17 protein-coding genes are annotated in these 22,507 nt (G+C 71.5%); 6 read left to right on the top strand and 11 right to left on the bottom strand.

Annotated features, from left to right (window positions below; genetic code table 11):
• Window positions 1-116: 116 nt before the first annotated feature.
• Window positions 117-749: a DedA family protein gene (locus tag ACWCPI_RS17225; RefSeq protein ID WP_451039058.1), complete on the bottom strand. Its 633-nt coding sequence runs from the start codon at window positions 747-749 to the stop codon at window positions 117-119.
• A 274-nt stretch (window positions 750-1,023) separates the two neighbouring features.
• On the opposite strand from ACWCPI_RS17225, the gene ACWCPI_RS17220 reads away from it, so the two are divergent.
• Window positions 1,024-1,713 carry a GAF and ANTAR domain-containing protein gene (locus tag ACWCPI_RS17220; RefSeq protein WP_451038893.1) on the top strand — a complete coding sequence of 230 codons (690 nt, stop codon included), beginning with the start codon at window positions 1,024-1,026 and terminating at the stop codon, window positions 1,711-1,713.
• A 268-nt stretch (window positions 1,714-1,981) separates the two neighbouring features.
• Window positions 1,982-3,454, top strand: a complete 1,473-nt coding sequence (locus ACWCPI_RS17215) for an aminotransferase class I/II-fold pyridoxal phosphate-dependent enzyme (protein WP_451038892.1) — start codon at window positions 1,982-1,984, stop codon at window positions 3,452-3,454.
• An 82-nt stretch (window positions 3,455-3,536) separates the two neighbouring features.
• On the opposite strand, the gene ACWCPI_RS17210 is transcribed toward ACWCPI_RS17215, so the two are convergent.
• The 4 genes from ACWCPI_RS17210 to ACWCPI_RS17195 form a co-directional block, all read right to left on the bottom strand.
• Window positions 3,537-4,634 (bottom strand): ABC transporter ATP-binding protein, encoded by a 1,098-nt coding sequence (locus tag ACWCPI_RS17210; RefSeq protein WP_451039057.1) that lies wholly within the window; start codon window positions 4,632-4,634, stop codon window positions 3,537-3,539.
• A gap of 20 nt (window positions 4,635-4,654) precedes the next feature.
• Window positions 4,655-5,500, bottom strand: coding sequence for a molybdate ABC transporter permease subunit (gene modB / locus ACWCPI_RS17205; protein ID WP_451038891.1), 846 nt, complete (start codon window positions 5,498-5,500; stop codon window positions 4,655-4,657).
• Window positions 5,497-6,318, bottom strand: coding sequence for a molybdate ABC transporter substrate-binding protein (gene modA / locus ACWCPI_RS17200; RefSeq protein WP_451038890.1), 822 nt, complete (start codon window positions 6,316-6,318; stop codon window positions 5,497-5,499). The genes modB and modA overlap by 4 nt, the downstream gene beginning before the upstream one ends.
• A 207-nt stretch (window positions 6,319-6,525) precedes the next feature.
• Window positions 6,526-8,490, bottom strand: a complete 1,965-nt coding sequence (locus ACWCPI_RS17195; RefSeq protein WP_451038889.1) for an SMI1/KNR4 family protein — start codon at window positions 8,488-8,490, stop codon at window positions 6,526-6,528.
• 419 nt (window positions 8,491-8,909) lie between these two features.
• On the opposite strand from ACWCPI_RS17195, the gene ACWCPI_RS17190 reads away from it, so the two are divergent.
• Window positions 8,910-9,503 (top strand): hypothetical protein, encoded by a 594-nt coding sequence (locus ACWCPI_RS17190; protein ID WP_451038888.1) that lies wholly within the window; start codon window positions 8,910-8,912, stop codon window positions 9,501-9,503.
• Window positions 9,504-9,745: 242 nt separating this feature from the next.
• Here ACWCPI_RS17190 and ACWCPI_RS17185 read toward each other — a convergent pair whose 3' ends face one another.
• Window positions 9,746-10,189: a MarR family winged helix-turn-helix transcriptional regulator gene (locus tag ACWCPI_RS17185; RefSeq protein WP_451038887.1), complete on the bottom strand. Its 444-nt coding sequence runs from the start codon at window positions 10,187-10,189 to the stop codon at window positions 9,746-9,748.
• Between the two features lie 139 nt (window positions 10,190-10,328).
• On the opposite strand from ACWCPI_RS17185, the gene ACWCPI_RS17180 reads away from it, so the two are divergent.
• Window positions 10,329-11,327, top strand: coding sequence for an SMP-30/gluconolactonase/LRE family protein (locus ACWCPI_RS17180; protein ID WP_451038886.1), 999 nt, complete (start codon window positions 10,329-10,331; stop codon window positions 11,325-11,327).
• Window positions 11,328-11,397: 70 nt separating this feature from the next.
• Here ACWCPI_RS17180 and fxsT read toward each other — a convergent pair whose 3' ends face one another.
• The 5 genes from fxsT to ACWCPI_RS17155 form a co-directional block, all read right to left on the bottom strand.
• A complete protein-coding gene (gene fxsT, locus ACWCPI_RS17175) occupies window positions 11,398-13,419 on the bottom strand; it encodes an FxSxx-COOH system tetratricopeptide repeat protein (RefSeq protein WP_451038885.1) in 2,022 nt (673 codons plus the stop codon).
• 150 nt (window positions 13,420-13,569) lie between these two features.
• Window positions 13,570-15,252 (bottom strand): ribosomal protection-like ABC-F family protein, encoded by a 1,683-nt coding sequence (gene abc-f / locus ACWCPI_RS17170; RefSeq protein WP_451038884.1) that lies wholly within the window; start codon window positions 15,250-15,252, stop codon window positions 13,570-13,572.
• 209 nt (window positions 15,253-15,461) lie between these two features.
• Window positions 15,462-16,382 (bottom strand): NAD-dependent protein deacetylase, encoded by a 921-nt coding sequence (locus ACWCPI_RS17165; protein ID WP_451038883.1) that lies wholly within the window; start codon window positions 16,380-16,382, stop codon window positions 15,462-15,464.
• Between the two features lie 182 nt (window positions 16,383-16,564).
• Window positions 16,565-17,368 carry an MBL fold metallo-hydrolase gene (locus ACWCPI_RS17160; RefSeq protein ID WP_451038882.1) on the bottom strand — a complete coding sequence of 268 codons (804 nt, stop codon included), beginning with the start codon at window positions 17,366-17,368 and terminating at the stop codon, window positions 16,565-16,567.
• A gap of 508 nt (window positions 17,369-17,876) precedes the next feature.
• Window positions 17,877-20,075, bottom strand: coding sequence for an MMPL family transporter (locus tag ACWCPI_RS17155; RefSeq protein WP_451038881.1), 2,199 nt, complete (start codon window positions 20,073-20,075; stop codon window positions 17,877-17,879).
• A gap of 337 nt (window positions 20,076-20,412) precedes the next feature.
• Here ACWCPI_RS17155 and ACWCPI_RS17150 point away from each other — a divergent pair, with 337 nt between their 5' ends.
• Together ACWCPI_RS17150 and ACWCPI_RS17145 are read left to right on the top strand one after the other, a co-directional pair.
• Window positions 20,413-21,819 (top strand): flavin monoamine oxidase family protein, encoded by a 1,407-nt coding sequence (locus ACWCPI_RS17150; RefSeq protein ID WP_451038880.1) that lies wholly within the window; start codon window positions 20,413-20,415, stop codon window positions 21,817-21,819.
• A gap of 35 nt (window positions 21,820-21,854) precedes the next feature.
• A complete protein-coding gene (locus tag ACWCPI_RS17145) occupies window positions 21,855-22,340 on the top strand; it encodes an SRPBCC family protein (RefSeq protein WP_451038879.1) in 486 nt (161 codons plus the stop codon).
• Window positions 22,341-22,507 lie beyond the last annotated feature (167 nt).

Raw genomic sequence — 22,507 nt, 5'->3', positions numbered from 1 at the left:
TATCGCGTGGGTGATGCGTTGCAGGCGGTGCGGTTCGCGTTGCAGCGCGGTTCTCGCGGCGGCGGTTCGTTGCTCGCGCCCGGTGGTTCCGGTCCTTGTGGCGGGCGGCGCCGCGCTCAGCGGTCGCGTCGTGCGCGGCGTGCCTCGGTCACCACCGGTACCAGCGGCAGCAGTGAGACGATCACGACGAGGGCGACCAGCGGCAGCAGGTAGTCGTCGATGTCGGGGACGGAGGACCCGAGGAAGTACCCGGCCAGCACCAGACTCTGGGACCACAGCAGACCGCCTGCCGTCTGCCAGACGGTGAAGCTCCGCGTGGGCACGCCGAGCGCGCCGGCCGCCGGGTGCAGGACCGTCCTCACCATCGGGACGAAACGGCCGATCACGAGGGCCTTGCCGTAGCCGTAGCGGGCCAGCAGCTTCTCCGCCCGCGCCTCGGCCTCCCGTACGCCGGGTCTGGAGGTGCGCGCCAGCAGGGCTCGCCCTCCGTGCCGCCCGAGCAGGAACCCGACCTGGCCCCCGGCCACCGCGCCCACGGCCGCGCACAGCAGCACCTGCCACAGCACCAGCCGCGGTGCCTCCCCGGCGCTGCCCGCGCACAGCACACCGGCCGGGAGCAGCAGCGTGTCACCGGGCAGGAAGAATCCGACGACCAGCAGGCTGGACTCCGCGAAGATCACCACAAGGACGCCGAGCGCACCGAAGGCCGCCAGCACCGAGGCGCCGTCCATCGGGTTGACGGCGAGCATCGCCCTCACCTCCAGGCCGCCCTCGGGGATCGTCCTCCCCTCAAGCATCCCGTGCGCACGGGCCGCGCGCCTGCCCCGCCCGGTGCAGGCAGGGTTCGAGGCGCGCGCCGCCCACTGGTCCAGCCGCGGAGGTGCCGTCCGGCACGGGAGCGCGCCGGGCCCCTGCCGTGCGGCCCGCGAAACGGCGCCGGGCGCGTCTTCACGGCGCCGCCACGCGGCTCACATGACAAGCTGGGTATGACGTGTGCCGCCGTGGCGAGCATGGGAGGACGGGTTGGACTGGGGCCGGTTCGCGCAGCAGCTGGCGTCGATGGCGCGAGAGCTTCTGGCGCAAGACTCGGTGAAGGGAACGCTCGACCGGATCACTGCCTCGGCCACCGACCTGGTCGGGGGCTGTGACGCGGCCGGCATCCTCGTGCTGCACGGCAGAGAGGTGGAGACGCTCTCGCCCACCGACCAGCTGGTCGTCGACAGCGACCGGCTGCAGGCACGGCTGGGGGAGGGACCCTGCTTCGACGCGGCCCGTACCTCGCAGGGACAGCGGGTCTTCCGCATCGCCGATTTCACGAACGAGCAGCGGCGCTGGCCCGCCTACGCCCCACAGGCCCGCGAACTCGGTGTGGGCAGCATGATGGGCTTCCTGCTGTACACGGAGGACGAGGACCTCGGCGCGCTGAACCTGTACTCGCGCAAGCCCGGCGCCTTCACGGCGGACAGCGAACTCGCGGGCTGGCTGCTGGCCTCCCACGCGGCGATCGCCTTCTCCAGCGCCCGGTCCCACGCCCAGATGGAGCAGGCCGTCGCCACCCGTCATGTCATCGGTGAGGCCATGGGCATCCTCATAGGCAGCCACCACCTCACCGAGGAGCAGGCCTTCGACGTGCTGCGCCGCTACTCGCAGGAGAACAACGTCAAGCTCCGCGACGTCGCCCGCCAGGTCTGCGAGCGGGGCAGCTTCGACTGACCGGGGTGGGGCGGCTTCCCCAGCTCCTGGTCTGAACCAGAGAAGCCTGAGTCGGGCCAGCCCCCAGGGGAACGCCGCTGCACCCGGCCTGCCCCCCAAGTCCCCTCCCGTGCGCCGGACCACACCTGAATGTCCGCATCGCCCGGATTCGGTATCCGGCGCGTAAGAATCCGTTCGCTCCCACCCGCCCTGTGACGCAATCCGCCGGGCACCCGGCCACAGGGAGTAGCGCCTGCATGCCGTCCGTCCTTCCGGGCACCCGTCCCCCATGGGTACGAACCATGCCGAAGCCCCGGTCCTCGAAGCCCTCGCCAGGTACCGGAACGTCGATGAGCTGGGTTTCACGCCCCCCGGCCACAAACGGGCACGCGGCGCGGACCCACGGGCCCGCGAGGTCCTGGGCGACGCCGTCTTCTTCGGTGACGTCCTGGCCAGCGGCGGTCTGGACGACCGGCTCACCCGGGGCCAGGTACTGGAGCGGGCCGAGGAGCTCATGGCCGACGCGGTGCACGCCGACCACACGTTCTTCTCGACGTGTGGGAGTTCGCTGTCGGTGAAGGCCGCCATGCTGGCGGTGACCTCTCCCGGCCACCGGCTCCTCGTGGGGCGCGACGCGCACAAGTCGGTGGTGGCCGGACTCATCCTGTGCGGTGTCCAGCCGGTGTGGGTCGAACCCCAGTGGGACGCCTCGCGCCACATCGCGCACCCCCCTTCCGCGACCGCCTACGAGAAGGCGTTCGACGAGTACCCCGACGCGGACGGGGCCCTGGTCACCAGCCCCACGCCGTACGGGGCCGCGGCCGACCTCGCGGGCATCGCCGAGGTTTGCCACCGACGGGGCAAGCCGCTCATCGTGGACGAGGCGTGGGGAGCGCATCTGCCCTTCCACGACGATCTGCCGACGTGGGCCATGGACGCCGGCGCCGACATCTGTGTCACCAGCATCCACAAGATGGGCAGCGGTCTGGAGCAGGGCTCGGTGTTCCATCTCCAGGGCGAGCTGATCGACCCCGCCGAGCTGGCCTCGCGGGCCGACCTCCTCGACACGACCAGCCCGAACGTCCTGATCTACGCCGGCATCGACGCCTGGCGCCGACAGATGATGCAGCACGGTCACGAACTCATGGGACGAGCCCTGAAGCTCGCGGCACGCATCCGCACCGCCATCGAGGCCGTGGACGGTCTGCACGTCAACGGTGCCGAGGACTTCTGCGGCCCCGGCCTGGCCGCCGACTTCGACCCCCTCCCCGTCGTCATCGACATCAGCGGACTCGGCACCAGCGGCTACCGGGCGGCCGACTGGCTGCGGGCCCACCACCACATCGACGTCCACCTCTTCGACCACCGGCGCATCAGCGCGCAGCTGACCCACGCCGACGACGAGGAGACCGCCGAGCGTCTTCTCGCGGCCCTGCGCGACCTGTCCGACCACGCCGACGAGCTGAAGGACGCACCCCAGGTCGTCGTTCCATCCCCCGCGGAACTGCGGATGGATCAGGTCGACCTGCCTCGGGACGCCTATTTCGCACGGCATGCGAAGATCCCCACGGCCGAGGCCGTCGGCAGGGTCGCCGCCGAGATGATCACCCCCTACCCGCCTGGCATCCCCGTGGTCCTGCCCGGCGAACGTCTGACGGAGCCGGTGCTGAAGTACCTGGTCACCGGGGTCGAGTCCGGCATGTTCCTCCCGGACGCGGCCGACGGGAGCCTGCACACCGTACGAGTGGTCGCGGAATCCTGACCTGCGTCCTGCGTCCTGCGTCCTGCGTCCTGCCTCCGCCCGGCTGCGCGGGCGCCCCGCCGCGCGTGGTCCCCGTGCGGTGTCAGACGGGATAGGCATGGGTCTGCGTCGCCTTCACCGTCGCCCAGACCTCGGCACCCGGATGCAGGTCGAGTTCCGCCGCGGCGACCGTGGTGAGGTCGGCTGCGAGGGGGAGCTCGCCGACCAGGTCGGCGCGTACCTGGTCACCGTGGGTTTCCAGCCCGGCCACCTCGCCGTGCCAGAGGTTCCGCGCGCTGGAGCCCGTCGGACGGTCCCGGTGGAGGGTGACGGCGCTCGGTGGGAACGCCACGTACACAGGGCCGGTCAACGCTTCGGCGATGGTGATGTCAGGGCCGGCTCCCAGCCGGACCGTGTGTCCCTCCGCCTCGCCCCGATACAGGTTCAGGCCGACCAACCGGGCGATGTAGTCCGTACGGGGGTGGCGCGCGATGTCGGACGGGCTGCCCTCCTGGACGACACGGCCGTCCTCGACGACGACCAGACGGTCGGCCAGCACCATCGCGTCCAGCGGATCGTGGGTGACGAGGACGGCCACCGCCTCGAACTCGGCCAGGTGGCGCCGGAGCTGGGCGCGCACCTCCAGTCGGGTACGGGCGTCCAGGGCCGCCAGCGGCTCGTCGAGAAGGAGCAGGCGGGGGCGGGTCGCCAAGGCACGGGCGAGGGCGACCCGCTGGGCCTGACCGCCGGACAGCTTGCAGGGCTTGGCCCCGGCATGGCCGGCGAGGCCCATGCGGTCCAGCCACTCGGCGGCCTGCGCGCGGGCCGCCGCCTTGGTCGCGCCCTGGCAGCGGGGGCCGAACGCCACGTTGTCCAAGGCGGTGAGGTGGGGGAAGAGCAGATAGTCCTGGAAGACCACGCCGACCGGCCTGGATTCGGGCGGCATACGGTCCACGTCCGTGCCGCCCAGCCGAATACGGCCACCGCTGAGCGGGGTCAGACCGGCGAGGGCCCGCAGGGCGGTGGTCTTGCCCGCGCCGTTCGGGCCGAGCAGTGCGACCACCTCGCCCGGCGCCACGGTCAGCGCCACGTCGAGACGGAAGGCGCCGCGTTCGACGACCAGACGGGCATCGAGCCCGGCCTCGGGGGCTCCGGCACGTGTGTCCGGGACGGCGTCGGCGGCGCCGGGGGCGTTGTGCATCCTGCTCTCACCGGTCATGGTCATCCCGCCGACATCCAACGATCGCGCAGCCCGGCCAGCACCGCGACGGACACGGCGAGCAGGACCAGGCTGAGGGCGATGGCCGCCTCCGGGTCACTTTGCAGGGCCAGGTAGACGGAGAGCGGCATGGTCTGGGTACGGCCGGGAAAGTTGCCGGCGAAGGTGATCGTCGCGCCGAACTCGCCGAGCGCCCGCGCCCATGCCAGCACGGCTCCCGCGGCGACACCCGGCGCGATCAGCGGGAGCGTGACCCGGCGGAACGCGGTGAAGCGGGAGGCACCCAGAGTGGTGGCCGCCTCCTCGTAGCGGGGGTCGGCGGCGCGCAGGGTGCCCTCGACGCTGATGACCAGGAACGGCATCGCCACGAACGCCTCGGCGACCACGACACCGGCCGTGGTGAAGGGCAGGGTGACGCCGAACCATGAGTCCAGCCACTGCCCGACGACGCCGTTGCGGCCGAGCGCCATCAGCAGCGCCACACCACCCACCACCGGCGGCAGGACGAGGGGGAGGGTGACCAGGGCCCGGACGAGCCCGCGGCCGGGGAACTCGACGCGGGCCAGCAGCCAGGCAAGGGGCACGCCGATCACCAGGCTCACCGCGGTGGCGGCGGTGGCGCACAGCAGGGACAGCTGCAGCGCGTCCCACACCTCGGCGCTGGTCAGCTGCTCGGGCAGGGTGCGCCAGGGGGCCCGCGCGACGAGTGCGAGCAACGGCACGAGCAGGAAGGCGAGGCCCAGGAGCGCCGGAAGCAGGAGCGGCAGCGGAACGCCCGCCCGCGCGCGGCGGCGCGGCGGCCCACCCGAGAGGGTGTCGGCCCCGGTGGGCTTGCCGGGCGACGTCACGGCTTGAGGAACCCGGCCGCGGTCAGAACCCGCTGGCCTTCGGCGGATCGCACCAGCGCGATGAACGCCTCGGCCGCCTCGGCGTTGGGGGCGTCCCTGAGCTGGACGATCGGGTAGTCGTTGACGGCGTCGGCGGATTCGGGGAACTCCACGCCCTCCACCTTGTCACCCGCGGACCTCACATCGGTCTTGTAGACGACGGCCGCGTCGGCCTCCCGCAGCTCGACCTTGGTCAGGGCGGCTTTGACGTCCTGCTCGTAGGAGACGGGTGTGAGTTGGAGGCCGCTCGCGTCGAGGGCCTTCCGGGTGGCGGCGCCACAGGGCACCTCCTTGTCGCAGAGCACGACCTTCAGGCCGGACCGGGTGAGGTCCTTGAGCGAGGAGACCTTGTCCGGGTTGCCCGGCAGGGTGGCGATCGCCAGCTGGTTGCGGACGAAGGTGGCGGGCGTCCCCGAGGCGTCCCCCGCGTCCGTGACGATCTTCATCGTCTTGGGACTGGCGGCGGCGAAGACGTCCGCCGGGGCGCCGCCGGTGATACTCGCGGCGAGCGAGTCACTGCCGCCGAAACTGAAGGTCACCGTGGTGCCGGGGTGCTCCGCCTCGAACCGCTTGCCCAGCGCCGTGAAGCTCTCCTTCAGTGAGGCCGCAGCGAACACCGTCACCGTGCCGGAGAGCTTGTCCGAGGCGGGCCCGGAGGAGTCCGGCCTCGCCGTCGAGGATCCGCCGGACGAGGAGCAGGCGCTCAGGGCCAGCAGCGCGGCGGCACCTGCGCCGACCACCTGCAGGGTCCGGCGGTTCCGGCGCGCGGTACGGATCATCACGGGTCCACTCCCTCTGGTCCTCACGGACACAGCCCTTCAGTTGGTCCGCGTTCTCGACACGGCAGGCGGGTCTGCGCCGATGATTCTGCCGCAGATGCAAGGAGAAAGTCTCCTGTAGCTTCGCATGAGCGGGGGCGGGGAGTGCACTGGGTTGGTATGTGCGTCCGTACGGGATTCCGTCCGGTGCGGCCGGGGAGCCGAGCGCTATCTGCTCCCCGGCTCGTCCTCCTCCGTCCGCCCGCCGTCCGCCGGGCTCGGGTCCCCCCACTCCACCCACATCACCGAGTACATCTCGCCGTCCTCCGGCGGACGCGTCCAGGAACGGGTGGCGAACGTGTGCAGCCGCCCGTTCACCAGGGCGTGACGGGGCAGGGACGCGCCGAACTCCCCGGCCACCGCCTCCAACAGCGACCGTTCCCCCCGCGCTCCGTCCTGCGAAGCGCCGAAGAACCGGCTCGGGTCCAGGGCCCGCGGTATCTCCCCGCTCCGATCGACTTCACCGTCCGCGTAGGTGAACGCGTACAGTTCGACACCGTCCCGCGCCACCGAGAGATGGAAGAACGGCTCCCCGCGGCCCGTCCTCAGTCCGCTCCACACCACCACCGCCCGGGTGCCCTCACTGGCGGCCGCGGCCGGCGAGACGAACCGCCGCCGGTCGAACGGGGCGGGATCACTGTCGAAGGCGAAGCACCAGCCGGCGCCGGCCCGGCCGACCGCCATGAGCGCCCTGTCGTCGTAGGAAGAGAACTCCCTCTTGCCGCGCAGTGCTCTGTGGCGCGCCTCCCAGTGGGTCAAGGGTTCGTTCAGGGCGGGGCCGTCTCCGTCCCCGAGTCCGTCCGCGAGACGCCGGGGCACCTCTTCGGGCTCCACCCCTTCCACGAGGACGAACCGGTAGGACGTGCGGTTGTTGCCGGGGTCCGGCTCCGCGAGCCACGCCAGGCCGTTCGGGTCGAGGCCGGCCGTGGGCCGCGGTGCCTCTCCCGCCTGCCCGGCCCGGGGCGTGGACAGCAGCTCCCGGCCCCGTTCCGGGGTCAGCAGCGGTCCGAGCACCGGGTCGGCCACCCATCCCAGCGGCGCCAGGTGATCCGGCCCCAGCGGTTCCCACAGGGGCAGAGCGTCCATCAGCGTCCGCCATGCTCGATCGGTGTCTCCCCACCGGGCCAGCTCCCTCGCCCGCTCCACCGCCTCTCCGAACGGCCCGGCCGCCGTGTACCGGTACGTGCCGTTCCGTAACTGATCCAGCGTCGCGTGGGCCAGTGACATCAGGTCCTCGTCGGCACCCCGCAGGTGGAACGTCAGCGCGGAGTCGTCCCGGTAGGAGTGTGCCGCGTGTTCGGCGACCAGCAAGGGCAGCAGCTCGGGGGCGTACCGAGGGTCCGTCACCAGACCCTCGAAGGACACCATGTAGGTCTGGCCGAGCAGGCGGCGTATCTGGTCGCCCAGTCCGGCGGCACGCGGTCTGCCGTAGCCCTTGGCCTCGTCCAGTGCCTCCACGGCCCGTTCCCAGGCGCCGCTCAGCGCCATCGGCCGGGCCTCCTCCACCAGCAAGTCCAGCTCTCGCGTCGTGTCGTTGACGAACAGTGGCTCCGCACCGCTCGGTCCGGCCCGCAGGCTGTGGAACTCCCGGTGCATCTCCCGCATGAACTGAAGGAAGCTCGCGTGCCGTTCGGGTGGCGCGGCCCGCCAGCTCGCCCAGGTGTACACGGCCCACTCGCCGTCCTCGTCCACGTCCTCGGGGTCCATGAGGACGTGGGTGGCGTCGGACTCGACGTCGAGCTGCAGTCCCCGCCGCCAGAGGTCCGCCTCCCGCCGCTCTTCCGGCCCGGCGTCCTCGTCCAGGTGCTCCTCGAAGATGTCCGCGAGTCCCGACTCGTTGTCGTGCCAGTGCGCGTCCTGGGTCCCCGCCAGCAGCCACACGAACCCCCCCGCGTGCCGCCAGCCGTCACTGACCTTGAGGAACTCCCGGTACGACGGGGGCATGCGGCGGCCGAGGCGCTTCTCCATGGCCGCGATGCGCTCCTCGGACGCGGGTGGGAAACCCAGCCACCGCGCCTGCCGGGCGGCCTCGTCGTCTTCGCTCCGCGTCTCGTCGTCCGGCAGGGAATCGGCCCATTCCCCGCTCCACTTGAGCAGGAGGGAACGCCAGTCGAATGCCGTGGTGTCCGTCATACGTCCGATGCTGCCATCCGCCACTGACAACGCCCCTCGGCCTGGACCGTCCCGCGGGGCCTCGCGAGCCACGGGCAAGAGCCGCCGGAGCGCCTGCGGCCGTCAGTTTGTCCAGGGCCGCCTGCAGTTCCTTGGCGTCGGGCTCGACGGTGTCGGCGAACGTCTCCCCCGGCGGCGGGACCCCCGCGGAGCGCAGACTCCGTCGCGGCGGCCGTTCCGCCCGAGGCGATCAACTGTGTTGTCAGGGCGGTCACAACTGCTGCTGGACCAAGTCCGAAGCGCATCAACTCCCATGAGTTCGATCGATCTTGGTTCGGCGATCACGCTCGGCCAAGTCCCGCCCGACGAGGGCCCGCGTACGGCCGACTCGCCAGGCCCTGAGCTTCGCTCCGGCTGGCGCTTCGGCTCATCATGGCGAGGTGAGTGAATCGCAGATAGCCATAGTCGTCGCCTGCATCGGCCTGATCGGTGCTGTCGTCGCTGCGGTTGCCGCCATCGCCGGCGCGCGGATGGCTTCTCGGGCGACGTTGCGTCAGTCGGTGACACAGGCCGAGGCAGCGCACGGGCAGTGGCTGATGCAGCAAAGGCAGGCCGGCTACGAGGAGTTCATTTCGAGTTGGGAAGAGTGGATCTCGACGATCAGTCACTGGACCGACGACGAGATCCCGCTCCTGCGCAAGCTGGACATCCACGCGATGGAGGCGGCGTCCCGCCAACTGACCACACGTGCCGTGCGCATAACCGTACTGGGTCCCGACAGCGTGGCTGTTCCCGCTCAGCAACTGGCCCGGTCCGCCTCACTGTTCACCGCCGCCGAGCGGGAAGCACGTACGGCTGTGGCCGAACACCGTGAGAACGGTGTCGCACTGAACCTGGCACACCATCGAAAACTGTCCGACGCGGCTGGCTCCTGGAACTCTCGGCAGGAGCTGTACCGGGAGTTCCTGGCCGCGGTTCGGCACACGCTCGTGTCGCCTTCCGTACCTGTGACCGTAGATGTACCAGTGCGCTGAAGACCGTCGCCGTCGCCTGCACCTGGTGTCGGTGTCAGTTCACGCACGGGACCTGCGTGCGGTTCCGCACGATGATCTTGCTGGTGTTCCGGCCGTGGATCGTTCCCGGGAGGCCCGACACGCCAGGTCGACTGTGTGACCTCCTCCGAACCGGATGGATCCAGGGGTGCTCGCCGGTCGTTGTACGACCCACCCTCCCCCGACGGACCGGTGTACCGGGCGTGCGCCCTTTCAAAGGTCCGTCACCGAGGGTGTTGCTCCCGCAGCACGCTGACGCAACGGGTGAGGAGCCCGGTCAACGCGTCTCGCTCCTCGTCCGTGAACTCGTCGGCGAGGGCCCGCTCCACGCGTACGGCACGCGCGTCGGCGTCGGCCAGAACGGTACGGCCCTCGTCCGTGAGCCGGGTCTCCAGGACGTTCCTGTGCCATGCGTGCGGTGTGCGCTCGATCAGGCCGCGGTCGTGGAGGTTCTTCAGGACCGTGTTCATGGTGGGCGGTGTGACGCCGCAGAGGCGGGCCAGGGCGGCCGCGGAGATACCGGGCTTGTCGGAGAGGTGGAGCAGTGCCGCGTACTGCGGGACCGTCACCCCTGCCGGCTTGAGCACCGCGGCCTTGGTCGCGTTGAGGGCCTGCTCGGCCTGCTTGATGTAGGAGCCGACGCGCTCGGAGGCAGGCATGGAGGTCATCACTCGCGCATGGTAGCGGTCACATATGCCCATGTAGCCCCTGGCAAGAGTTAATGTATTGACGAGCATTAGGGTTCTAATCTAACTTCGGGTTCACATCAAAGGGGTGACCCAACCGACCTGAGAGGCACCGGCACCCGTGTCCCGTTCGATGCAGCGCCGTACGTTTCTGACCGCCACCGCCACCGCCACCGCCGCTACCGCCTTGGCTCTCGCCGCTCCCGTGTCCGCGCGGGCGACCACCCGAACCCGCGTCTCCACGGCCTTCACCCTCCCCGGCGAGCGCGCCTACCCGGAGGGCATCGCTCTCGACCCGCGCTCGGGCGACGCCTACGTCGGCTCATACACCACCGGCGCGGTCTACCGCGCCGCCGCCGGGCATCGCACCGCCCGGGTCTTCCTGCCGGCCGGTCTCGACGGCCGGCACACGGCCAACGGCCTCAAGGTCGATCGCCGGGGCCGCCTGTGGGTCATCGACTCCACCACCGGCGTGAACGTGTACGACCTCCATGACCGCTGTCTGCTGGCCCGCTTCTACGTAGCGAACGACGGCCCGCGCTTCCTCAACGACCTCGTGATCACCGCCGACGGCACGGCGTACATCACCGACAGCATGCGTCCGCTGATCTACCGCGTCACACCGGCCGAGCTGGCCCGCGCCCGCGGCGGCCGGGCGCCGCTCACCGCACGCTACGACCTGAGCCGGGCCCTGATCCCGCGCCCGTCCACGGCCTACGCCCTCAACGGCATCGTCGCCGACGCCACCGGAAGCATGCTGTTCGTCGTCGACATGCCCGCCGGCTGCCTGTACCGGGTGGGCGTGGCCGACGGCTCCGTACGGCAGGTGACCCTGCGCGGCGGAGACATGGTGCACGGCGACGGCATGGAACTGGCACACGGCACCCTGTGGGTCGCCCACAACGCCACCCACACCCTCACCCGCTGGCATCTGTCCGCCGACGGCACCAAGGCCCGCCTCACCCGCAGCCTGACCGATCCCGCCCTGCAGACCCCGACCACCCTGGCCCGCGACCACCGAGGCCTGCTGGTTGTCCGCTCCCAGTTCGACAAGGGCGGCCCGATGGGGCCAGGCACCCCGCAGACACCGTTCACCGTGGCACGGGTGACGGGGATGTGAGTGCCGAAGCGTGCTCCGTCCCATGTGCTGCGGGCCCCTGACCGCAAGGCGCCCCCGCCGCGGGGCCGAGTCAGCGCTTCAGGCTGTCCGCCAGCGCGACGGCGTCCTCGGTCTTGGGGTGGGTCCTGCCGAGCTGGCTGTGCAGGATGTGCGCGCCCCGGCGTGCGGGCTCCCACGAGGACGGGTCGTTCAAGGCATGCAGAACCTGGGCTTTGAACAGCAGGGCATAGCCGATGTACAGGTGGTCCGGCGGGTAGTGAGCCTCGCGGATCCGCAGGGCCCGTTCGATGTGCGGCAGGGCCGTCGCAGGGTCGCCGAGATCGAAGTGGACCGTCGCCAGAGCGACCAGGTCGAAGCTCACATAGGGATCGTCCGGGCCGTGCGCGGCTTCGTCGATCCGCAGCGCCCGCTCGGCCAGAGGCAGCGCCGCCCGGTGCTCGTCGAGAAGGCACAGCGTCCTCGCCAGTGTCGCCAGGTCCGTCGCGATGGCGGGGCTTTCGGCAGGCAGGCAGGACTCGTGCAGCCGCAGCGCACGCTCGGCCAGGGGACGTGCCGTCTCCGGCGCACCGAGGTCCCGGTGGATCTGTGCCAGTGCGATCAGGTCGAAGCCGACCTCCGCGTCCCGGCCCTCAAGGGCCTCGTCGAGCGCGAGGGCCCGCTCACCCAGGGGCAGCGCCACCGCACGGTCGCCGATCGCAAGGAGGAACTCGGAGCTCAGCCGGAGCAGTAGTGCCGTCTCCGGGGCGCACTGGGCCGGTGGGTCGTCCCTGGTGACGGTCAGCACATGGGGGAGCAGCCTGTGCCAGCGCGGCCGGGCGTCCGGGTCGCCGTGGATGTCGCGCGGCACTGCCTCCAGCAAGGCACGGCACAGTCGGGCCCGGGTCGTCGTGAGCGACTCGTCGGTCATTGTTGCTCTGATGGCTGCCTGCACCAGCCGGTGCAGCACCAGGGCGGATTCCTCCCGCCTCGCCAGGCCGAGACCGGCGAGGGCGCCTACCGTCGTGTCCCACGCCAGTGGGTCCGCGGCCGTCGCGATCAACGGTTCCGGGCTGTCGGTGAAGAGAGTCAGCGGGATGGGCTCCGGGGCCAGCAGGGCGCACAGCCGCAACAGCTCCACGGCCTGCGGGTGTTCCCGCTGCAGCCTGCGCACACTGAGCTGCCACAGCGTTGCGACGACCACCGCCGGCCGGTCGGCCGCTTCGCCGCGCGCGATCATGTCCTCCAGACGCGACGTCAGCAGAGACAGATATGCGTCGGGAGCTGTCTGGTTGTAGCCCATGTACCCGGCCGCCTGCTCCAACGCCAGTGGCAGGTCGCCCAGTTGCTGCGCGATCCGGTCCGCCGTCGCGGCGCTTGCGCCAGGCACCCGCCGAACCAGCAGTTCGACCGACTCCTGCCTGGTGAACACCTGCAGATCCACGACGCCCGCCCTGCCCGACCAGCCGCTCACCCTCGTCGTGACGAGGACGTGGCCGTTCTTCGCCAGGTCGCCCGACGGCAGCGCGTGCAGCAACGTTCCCGGCTTCTCGGCGTTGTCGAAGATGATCAACCACGGCCTGCGGTCCCGCAATGTGGCGTACACACCCGGGACGACCTGCTCCGAGCCCACGTCCACCAAACCCAACTCGCGTGCCAGTGCGGCGAATTGCGACGCCAGCAAGTCAGGTTCCTCCGCGTCGATGAACGCGACGAACCGGTACTTGGCCAGATGGCGGTACGCGTACTCGACTGCGAGCTGCGTCTTGCCCACACCTCCGAGCCCGTGTACGGCCGCCATCGTGACCTCGCCCGTCGAGCCCAGGTGCCGCCGCAGCTCCCTCAGTGCGTCCTCGCGTCCGGTGAAGTGGGTGTTGCGCGGAGGCAGGCGGTACGTCGTGGGCACGGCCGGGCGGGGTGCGCGATCACCGCGCGACTCAGGCCGCAGCCCGACCCAGGCGAGCGGGATCAGCAGCAGGAGCACCACCCACGGGTGGACGCGTACGACATCGAGCGGCCCCGGCCAACGGCTCTGCCCGGAGGCGGCGTTGAAGGCGAGACTGCCCACGAACAGCACCAGCAGACCAGCCACCGTGCCGACCAGCCTGCGCCACATGTGGCTCCCTCCCCGGTCGCTACGACGGCCGACGTGATCGTAGCCGAGGACCGGCCCGGTGCCGCGTGCGCGCGGGGAGCCGCCAGCCGGTGCCGCGGTTTCCCGGGGCGCCATGGGCCGGGTCCGGTGCCTGCCGGCCCGGCGCGGGTCTCACTCCGGCAGCTCCTGAGCGGGGTGCGGCAGTCGGAGGTGGCGGCCGGTGAAGCGCCGGCGCAGGAGCCGGTCGTGTGTGACCACGACCAGCGTGCCGGAGTAGTGCGTCAGTGCCGTCTCGATGTCCTCGACCAGGGCGGGGGACAGGTGGTTGGTGGGTTCGTCGAGCAGGAGCAGGTCGAGTGGGCCGGCTGTCACCAGCCGGGCGAGTTCGAGCTTGCGGCGCTGCCCGACGGACAGACGGCATACGGGGACGGCGAGTTCGGCGGGGTGGAACAGGCCGAGGGAGAGCAGCTCGTCGGCGTGGTCCTCGGGCTGCCCCACCCTGTCGGTCGCGAAGGCCGCGAGCAGCGTCCGGTCGTCGAAGGCGGCGTCGGGCGCGCATTGCTGACGCAGGTGGCCGACACGCCGCGGACGGCACACGGTACCGGCGTCAGGCGCCAGTTCTCCCGCGAGCACCCGCAGGAGCGTACTCTTGCCGGCGCCGTTGGGACCGGTGACGAGCAGCCGGTCGCCGGGGGTGAGCTGCAGGGAGGGAACGTACAGCCGCCCTTCGACCAGAACGCCTTCCAGGTGTGTCGCCACCGACTCACCGGGGCCGGGTGTTTCCTCGACGCGGCCCGTGAACCGCAGTGGCCGCGGGGGCGGCGGCACGGGGTGCTCGGTGAGCCGCTGCAACCGCTCACGGGCGTTACGGATGCGGCTCTGTGCGCCGTGCGACCGCGAGCGGGCCCGGAAGGCGCCGGCGCCGCTGAACGCCCACGGCCCCTTGCGGGGGATGCCGGCCAGCTGCCCGATGCCGGAGTCGGCGAGGTGTTCCTGACGGGCGACCTCGTTGCGCCATCGCTCGTGTTCCCATGCCCACCGGGCTCGGGCGGCGGCCTTGGCGGCGAGATATCCGGCGTACCCGTTGCCGTAGCGCCGCACCGTGCGCTCATCGGAGTCCACTTCCAGGACGGTGGAGGTGACGCGGTCCAGGAACGCGCGATCGTGTGTCGCCATGACCACCGTCCCCCGGTGGTGCCGCAGATGGTCGTCGAGCCAGGCCACGGCGTCGTCGTCCAGATCGTTGGTCGGCTCGTCGAGCAGGAGGAGCTCGGGGGCGCCGGCCAGGGTGGCGGCGAGCACGAGCCGGGAGCGCTGCCCTCCGGAGAGGGTGCTCAAGGGGCGTGTGTGGTCCAGCGGCGCGGGCTCGCCGAGCCGGCGCAGGATCACCTCGACACGGCGGTCCACGCCGTGCCCTCCGCGCGCCTCGAACTCGGCCACCAAAGCGGCGTAGTGCTCCAACCCGGCAGCGTCGGCTGCGCCCAGCGCCGCCTCCGCCGTGCGGATACGGCGTTCCAGGGTGCGCAGTTCGCTCAGCACGTGGTCCACGGCATCGGCCACACGGGCCGAGCCCGGCAGGTCGAGGGTCTGGGGAAGGTGGCCGATGCCGCCCTGAGCCGTGACGGTCAGGCTGCCGTTGTCGACCGGCTCCTGCCCTGCGAGCAGCCGCAGAAGCGTGGACTTGCCAGAGCCGTTGTCCCCGACGATCCCGACCTTCTCCCCCGGCCGGACGGTGAACGACACGCGGTCCAGCACGATGCGGTCGCCGTAGTGCTTGGTCACCTCGGCGAGAGCGAGCTGGGACGTGGTGGGGACAGGAGCAGTGGTGGTGGTACCGGCGGGAGCAGGGTGCAAGAGCGGTCCTTCGCTGGGGAACGGGGGCTCGGGGCAAGCGGAGGAGCGTCGCGCGCCGACCGACAGGATTGAAACTAGACGATACGATTCGTCTCGTCCAGTGCTTTCGGGGAGACGGCAGCCGCCGCCCGCCCGCAGCGCTGAACGACCGCGAGCGGCTGTACGCCGGCAGGTCCGGGTTCAGACGCGGATTCCGACGGCTCCGACGCTCATTCGGGGGGAGGGGCAGCGCACGGCGGCGCCTCGCCGTCGACGCGGAGGCCCAGCCGTTCCGCCACGGTGGTGAGGGCGGCTCCAAGGGGGAGCGAGACCCTGGTCAGGGCGTGTTGGTCGCCCCGGGTCCGGTCCCGGTTGACGATCAGCACCGGCTTTCCCGCCCGGGCCGCCTGACGGACGAAGCGCAGCCCTGACATCACCGTCAGTGAGGAGCCGAGGACCAGGAGCGAGGCCGCCGAATCGACCAGCTCGCGGCAGCGCTCGACCCGCCGCGGCGGAACGGCTTCACCGAAGAACACCACGTCCGGCTTGAGGATGCCGCCGCAGAGGGCGCAGGGCACCACGCGGAAGCCGCCGACCTGTTCGTCCGTGAGGTCGGCGTCGCCGTCCGGGTTGATCCCGGCGGCCACCGGCTCGAACCCCCAATTGGCCTCCTCCAGCCGCCGGGCGAGTTCGCGGCGGGGGCTGAAGGCGCCGCAGGACAGGCAGACGACCCGGGCCAGGGTTCCATGGAGTTCCAGGACGTCCTCGCTGCCGGCGGCCTGGTGCAGACCGTCCACGTTCTGGGTGATGGCACCTGACAGCAGGCCATGCCGTCCGAAGGCAGCCACCGCCCGGTGCCCGGCGTTGGGGCGGGCTCGGCCGAAGGTGCGCCAGCCGAGGTGGCTGCGCGCCCAGTACCGGCGCCGGGCCTGGGCGTCGGCGGTGAACTCCTGGTAGGTCATCGGAGTGTGGCGGCTCAGGCTCCCGCCCTCGCCCCGGTAGTCAGGGATGCCCGACTCCGTCGAGATCCCCGCTCCGCTGAGCGCCAGCACGCCGCCGGTGCGCAGCAGATCGATGACTGGCTCCAGATCCGTCGTACCCGGCGGCACGTCCTCGGTAGGAGTCCAGCTCAGCGTGGGGCGCATGCGCATGCCGTCAGGGTACGGAACAGCGGCCTGTGATGCGCTGCGGCGCCGATCGGGGGCGGTGCCCGTCAGCGGCCCCGCCGCCATGGGGGTGAGCACCGGGCGTCCGACGGGACGGGGCGCCCGACGTGGCCCGGGAATGTGCCCGCATCGTGATCGACGCGGCGGTGACCGGCCCGCCGGGTGCGTCAGCGCGCGATGAACGGCTCGGTCAGGTGTGGGGTCGCGAGGTGGAGGGTGCCGGCGGCCCGGCCGTGGAGCACCTGTTCCCTTGCGGCCCTTGCCCGCTCCGGGTCCATCTCGTGGGCGTAGGAGAGTTCGGGGTGGAGCAACTGGATCGCGTGCACCAGCAGGTCACCGGTGACGGCGACCAGCTCGCGCCCGGACGCGACGAGCACACTCTGGTGACCGGGCGTGTGACCGGGCGTGGCCAATGCGCGCTCGCCGCTGCGCAGCGAGGTGTCGCCGTCGAGCAGCCGTAGCTGACCGGTCGTTCGGAGCGGGTCGATCACAGCGGACCGCAGCTGCGGATTGATCTCCTCGATCGCGTCGAGTTCGGCCTGCTGCAACAGGTACTCGGCGTTGGGGAAGAACGGCCGCGCCTGCTCGCCGCCGACGACGGCCCACCCCACGTGATCGGTGTGGAGGTGCGTGAGCACCACGGTGTCCACTTCGGATGGCTCGACACCCGCGGCTGCCAGTGAGGCCGGTAGCTCCCCGGGCACGGGGGCCCACGAGGCCGCCGGGCCGTCGGCCGGGCCGATCCCCGCGTCGACCAGCGTCACGCCCCGTTCGCTGCGGATCGCGAACGCGCGGAACTGGAGGCGCCAGCGCCCGTCGGCGTCGAGCGCGCCGGGATCGAACTGGTCGGCCGCCGCCCACTGCTCGGCGGTGGCGTCGGGAAACGCCTCCGACCTGGGGGAGAAGAAGGGCCCCGCGCCGTCGGCGAGCGCGATGACGGTGTAAGGGCCGACCTGAAGCGAAGGGGGCATCCCACAGATGGTGCCATCGGCGGGCGGCCCACGACCAGGCGGTCCGTCGAAGGAGCCGTGCGGCGGCGTCACCCCTGGGGAATGATCAACGGTCAGCTGCGCAGGCAGTCCGTGCGGACACTGACTCTGCTGGTCGGTGTGCTGGTGGCCACGGCCGGCTTCACTTTGCTGACCAGGTCCGTGAAGACCTCACGGCTGACGGTGAAGGCGTCCGCCGACGCCAACTTCCGTGCCGCCTACGACATTCTCGTGCGCCCCGCAGGTGCACGGAGCGGGCGCGAGGAGTCCGTCGGCCAGGTGCGGCCGTCCGGGGCAGTTCGGTGGGATGACGCCCGGTCAGTGGCGCGAGATCGCCGGCCTGCGAGGAGTGGAGGTCGCCGCTCCCGTGGCCATGCTCGGTCGTCGTGTGCGGGTTCCGGGGGCAGGTCGGGGCCCTGGCCCGGAGGTGGCTCTTCCTCCGTGCCAGGGCTTCGCGCGAGGCGGTGGATCCGCCGGGTGCGCAGCCGGTTCAGGAGACTCGCTCGGGCTCCTTGTGCTCCACCTCCGCGGCTTTGCGGAGGCGGGTGCCCTCGACGTCGAGGTCGGGCAGGAGCCGGCCGAGCCAGGCGGGGAGCCACCAGGCGTGTCGTCCGGCGAGGGCGAGGACCGCCGGGACGAGCGTGAGGCGTACGGCGAAGGCGTCGATGGCGACGCCGACGGCGAGCGCGAAGGCGATGGGCTTGATCAGGGCGTCGTCGAGCGGGAAGAACCCGGCGAAGACGGTGAACATGATCAGGGCGGCCGCGGTGACGACTCGTACGCTGTGCCGCGCGCCGTCGGTCACCGAGCGGCGGGCCTCACCGGTGTGGACCCACTCCTCGCGCATCCCGGAGACGAGGAACACCTCGTAGTCCATGGCGAGTCCGAAGAGCACGCCGATCAGGATGATCGGCAGGAAGCTGACGACGGGACCGGTGTGGGCCAGGCCGAGGGCGTCGGCCAGCCAGCCCCACTGGAACAGGGCGACGACCACGCCGAGCGATGCGGCGACCGAGAGCAGGAACCCGGCAGCGGCCTTCAGGGGGACGACCAGCGAGCGGAACACCATGGTCAGCAGGATCAGACTGAGGCCGATGACGATCGCGACGAACGGCAGCAGGGAGTCGCTGAGGCGATTGGAGACATCGATGTTGACGGCGGTGGTGCCGGTGACGGCGACCCTCGCTCCGGTGGTTTCACGCAGTTCCGGGGCCGCGGCACGGATGTCCCGCACGAGCCGGTCGGTGCGGACGCTGTCGGGGCCGCTCTCGGGGACGACCTGGACGACCGTCTGCGCCGAGTCATGGGTGGGAACCGCAGGCAGCACCGCCTTGACTCCCTTGAGGTCCCGCAGTTCGCGGGCGACCTCGGAGCCGGCCTGCGCGCCGGGCCCGTGGTCGGTCTCGGTCAGCACCAGGAGCGGGCCGTTGAAGCCGGGGCCGAACTTGTCGCGGATCGTGTCGTAGGCCTTGCGCTCGGTGGAGCCGGCCGGGGCCGACGCGTTGTCCGGCAGGGCCAGGCGCAGGTCGGCGGCCGGGAGGGCGAGCGTGAGGAGGAGGCCCGCGACGGCCAGGACGGTGAGCAGGGGCTTGGCGACGGCGAACTTCACCCAGCGGGCGCCCAGGGCGGCCCGTCCGGAGGATCCGTCCGGGTCGGTGGCCCGCCGTGCCGCCTTGCTGCCGGGCTTCGGGGCCAGTCGGGCGCCGGCGAATCCGGCGAAGGCCGGGACCAGGGTGATCGCGGCCAGGACGGCGACGAGAACGGCTCCGGCGGCACCGAGGCCCATCACGGTCAGGAACGGGATGCCGATGACGCCGAGGGCGGCCAGGGCGATGATCACGGTGCTGCCGGCGAAGACGACCGCGCTGCCGGCCGTGCCGGTGGCCAGCGCCGCGGACTCCTGCGGATCGGTGCCGCGGGCGAGTTGCTGGCGGTGGCGGGAGAGGATGAACAGGACGTAGTCGATGCCCACGGCCAGCCCCAGCATCAGCGCGAGCGTGACGGCGGTGGAGGAGATGCTGACCGCCGGAGCGAGGGCGAGCAGCCCGGCGAGTCCCACGGCCACGCCGAGCAGCGCGGGCAGCAGCGACATGCCCGCGGCGAGCAGGGAGCCGAAGGTGACGACGAGCACCAGCAGGGCGACGGCGACGCCGATGATCTCTGACGGGCCTATGTGCACGCCGTTGCTGCCGTAGACACTGCCGCCGACGGAGGTCCTCAGCCCGTCGTGCTCGGCGGCCTCGGCCGCCCGCTCGATGGCGTCCAGGGACGAGGCGCGTACCTCGGACCGTTGTACGGAGTACTGCACCTGCACGATCGCCGTGCTCCGGTCGGCCGAGACGGCGCCGGTGACGTCCGGCCCCATGACCGCGCTGACCTGGGGCGCCTTGGAGGCCGCCGCCTCGGCTCCGCCGATGGCCGCGGTGAAGCGGGCGTCGGTGACCCGGCCCCCCTCGGGTGCGGTGAAGACGATCTGGGCGTTCACCCCGGAGGCTTCGGGCAGCGTTGTGCCGAGGGTGTCCAGCGCGCGCTGCGACTCGGTCCCCGGCACGGTGAAGCGGTCGTCGAGTTTGCCGCCGAAAACGCCGACGCACGTGATGAGAGCGGCGAGGACCACGAACCAGATGCCTAGCACCAGTTTGCGATGACGGTAGGCAGCGCGGCCCAGTCGATGGAGCAGGACAGCCATGACAAACTCCCGAGGTCGGTAAGGGATTTCCGGACGTCTCGTCGCGGACGCGGGACGAACGACGGAACCGGTCGGCCCGCGCAGGCCAGCGGGCGCGGGCATGAGGCACTCCGGTGCCGTGAGCGGCATCCGGGCTGCTTCGGGAACCGACTTTATCACTCGCTCAAGTCGTGCGATCAAATCGATTAACTTGAATATCTGACATTGTCACTCGACCATGTCATCTGTATGGTGAGGGTGCCGGAGCGCACCGCCCCCGGGAAGAGCCAGGTCATGGGCCTGTGGCGGCTTCCCCGGGCCTTCCGCGACGCCGGGACCCCCATGAGAAGGAGTGATCATGAGCAGCACGCTGGACAAGGGCATCGCCACGTCACACCGGACCCGCAGGGCCGACGTGGTGGTGATCGGCGCGGGACTGGCCGGTCTGACCGCGGCACGTGAGCTGGTGGCGGCGGGCACGTCGGTGGCCGTGCTGGAGGCCCGCGACCGGGTCGGCGGCCGGTTGCTCAACCACCACCTCGGCGACGGTCAAGTGACCGAGATCGGCGGGCAGTTCGTCGGCCCCACCCAGGACCACATCCTGGCGCTGGCCAAGGAGGTCGGCGTGGACACCTATCGGGCCGCCGTCCCCGGCGAGACCGTCTACGTCCACGACGGCAAGGCCAAGCGGTTCACCGGGCACACCCCGCCGGACCTGTTCGCCCTGCCTGACATGGGTATCGCCCTGGCCCGCATCGGCCAGGCCGCGGCCAAGGTGGACCCGGCCGCCCCCTGGCGGGCCCCGAACGCCCGCGAACTGGACGGCATGACCTACGAGACCTGGCTGCGCAAGGCCGAGATCACCGGCGACGCCGTCGACATGATCAACATGTTCCTGAACTCCGCCTACGGCGGCGAGGCACGCGACGCCTCCGCGCTGTTCAGCCTCTGGTACGTATCGACGTTCGGCAACGAGACGCACCCCGGCACCATGGAACGCGGCACCGGCACCACCGGCGGCGCCCAGGACAGCCGGTTCGTCGGCGGCTCACAACTGGTCGCCCAGCGCCTGGCCGAGGAACTCGACGGCCGGGTCCACCTGTCGGCGCCGGTGCGGCGCGTCAGCCAGGACGCCACCGGCGTCACCGTGGTCTGCGACGCCGGTGACTGGCGGGCCGACCGGGTGATCGTCGCCGTCCCGCCGCCGGTGGCGTCGCGGATCGTGTGGGACCCGTTGCTTCCGGCGCTGCAGGACCAGCTCTTCCAGCGGCTGCCGTTCGGCACGCTCATGAAGTGCGTGGCCGTCTACGACAAGCCGTTCTGGCGGGAGGACGGGCTGTCCGGCATGGGTCTGCTGCGCGGCGGCTCCCCCGTCCGCGAGATGTTCGACAACACCCCGCCCGACGGCGGTCCGGGCGTCCTCATGGGCTTCCTGGGCGGCCGGGAATGGCGCAAGTGGGCCCACCGTTCGGCCGCCGAGCGCCGCGGCGCCGTCCTGCGCTGCTTCGCCCAGGTCGTCGGGGACCGGGCCTTCGACACCGTCGACTACGTGGAGCAGGACTGGACCGCGGAGCGGTGGACCCAGGGCGGCCCCACCTCCGTCGCCGCCCCCGGCGTGCTCACCGACTTCGGCCAGTGGATGGGCCGCCCCCACGGCCGCGTGCACTGGGCGGGCGCCGAGTTCTCCCCCTACTGGAACGGCTACATGGACGGCGCCGTCCGCTCCGGCCGCCACACCGCCACCGAACTCCTCCACCAGATCTGATCCCCACCGGCACCGACCAGCAAAGGACCCCTGCCATGAACCGTTTCGTCGTCGCCGAGACCGCTGTCATCGACGCCCCCCTCGGGCGGGTCTGGGACGTCATCTCCCGCACCGACCGGTACGCCGAGTGGGTCGCCGGAGCCATCGAGGTCACCGACCACCACGGCGTCGCCGTCGTCGGCAAGACCTACTCCGAGCGCAACCGCACCCTCGGCCCCCTCAAGACCGACTCGGTCTGGACCGTCAGGGAGATCGAGCCCTTCAAGCGCCGCGTCGACACCGGCACCGGCTTCGCCCCGCTCCAGGACGTCACCAACACCTTCGAGTTCCGCCCGGTCCACAGCGCCGACGGCCGGGAGGTGACGGAGATGCTCTATCAGGTCGAGTACACCATCGGCCTGGGTCCGCTGGGGCTGCTCCTCGACTGCATACAGCAGCCCGCGATGCGTGCCGGCATGCGCACCTCCATGGCCAACCTCAACACCCTGCTCCGTTCCGAGGCGCCGAGGACCGCCCCCTGACCGGCGGCGCACCGGCCGGCCGCCGGTGACCGGTCCGCTCGTCCGACCGGCCACCGAACGCTGAGCGGGACCGTCCTTCGTCCGGCCGCTGGGATGCGGCATTTCCCGCACGCCCCGCCGGTGAGGTGACGCCGCTCGCGCCCCGCGCGAGGTCCCTCAGCCGTGGC

The sequence above is a fragment of the Streptomyces sp. NPDC001920 genome, from assembly GCF_053594495.1.
This window is presented reverse-complemented; position numbering and strand designations above follow the sequence as displayed.

Bases quoted from the DNA above. Each gene is read 5' to 3' on its own strand.
- ACWCPI_RS17225 (WP_451039058.1), bottom strand. From the start codon at position 749: ATGCTCGCCGTCAACCCGATGGACGGCGCCTCGGTGCTGGCGGCCTTC.
- ACWCPI_RS17185 (WP_451038887.1), bottom strand. From the start codon at position 10,189: ATGACCTCCATGCCTGCCTCCGAGCGCGTCGGCTCCTACATCAAGCAG.
- ACWCPI_RS17165 (WP_451038883.1), bottom strand. From the start codon at position 16,382: ATGCGCATGCGCCCCACGCTGAGCTGGACTCCTACCGAGGACGTGCCG.
- ACWCPI_RS17160 (WP_451038882.1), bottom strand. From the start codon at position 17,368: ATGCCCCCTTCGCTTCAGGTCGGCCCTTACACCGTCATCGCGCTCGCC.
- ACWCPI_RS17150 (WP_451038880.1), top strand. From the start codon at position 20,413: ATGAGCAGCACGCTGGACAAGGGCATCGCCACGTCACACCGGACCCGC.
- ACWCPI_RS17210 (WP_451039057.1), bottom strand. From the start codon at position 4,634: ATGCACAACGCCCCCGGCGCCGCCGACGCCGTCCCGGACACACGTGCC.
- ACWCPI_RS17215 (WP_451038892.1), top strand. From the start codon at position 1,982: ATGGGTACGAACCATGCCGAAGCCCCGGTCCTCGAAGCCCTCGCCAGG.
- fxsT (WP_451038885.1), bottom strand. From the start codon at position 13,419: ATGTGGCGCAGGCTGGTCGGCACGGTGGCTGGTCTGCTGGTGCTGTTC.
- modA (WP_451038890.1), bottom strand. From the start codon at position 6,318: ATGATCCGTACCGCGCGCCGGAACCGCCGGACCCTGCAGGTGGTCGGC.
- ACWCPI_RS17195 (WP_451038889.1), bottom strand. From the start codon at position 8,490: ATGACGGACACCACGGCATTCGACTGGCGTTCCCTCCTGCTCAAGTGG.
- ACWCPI_RS17155 (WP_451038881.1), bottom strand. From the start codon at position 20,075: ATGGCTGTCCTGCTCCATCGACTGGGCCGCGCTGCCTACCGTCATCGC.
- ACWCPI_RS17145 (WP_451038879.1), top strand. From the start codon at position 21,855: ATGAACCGTTTCGTCGTCGCCGAGACCGCTGTCATCGACGCCCCCCTC.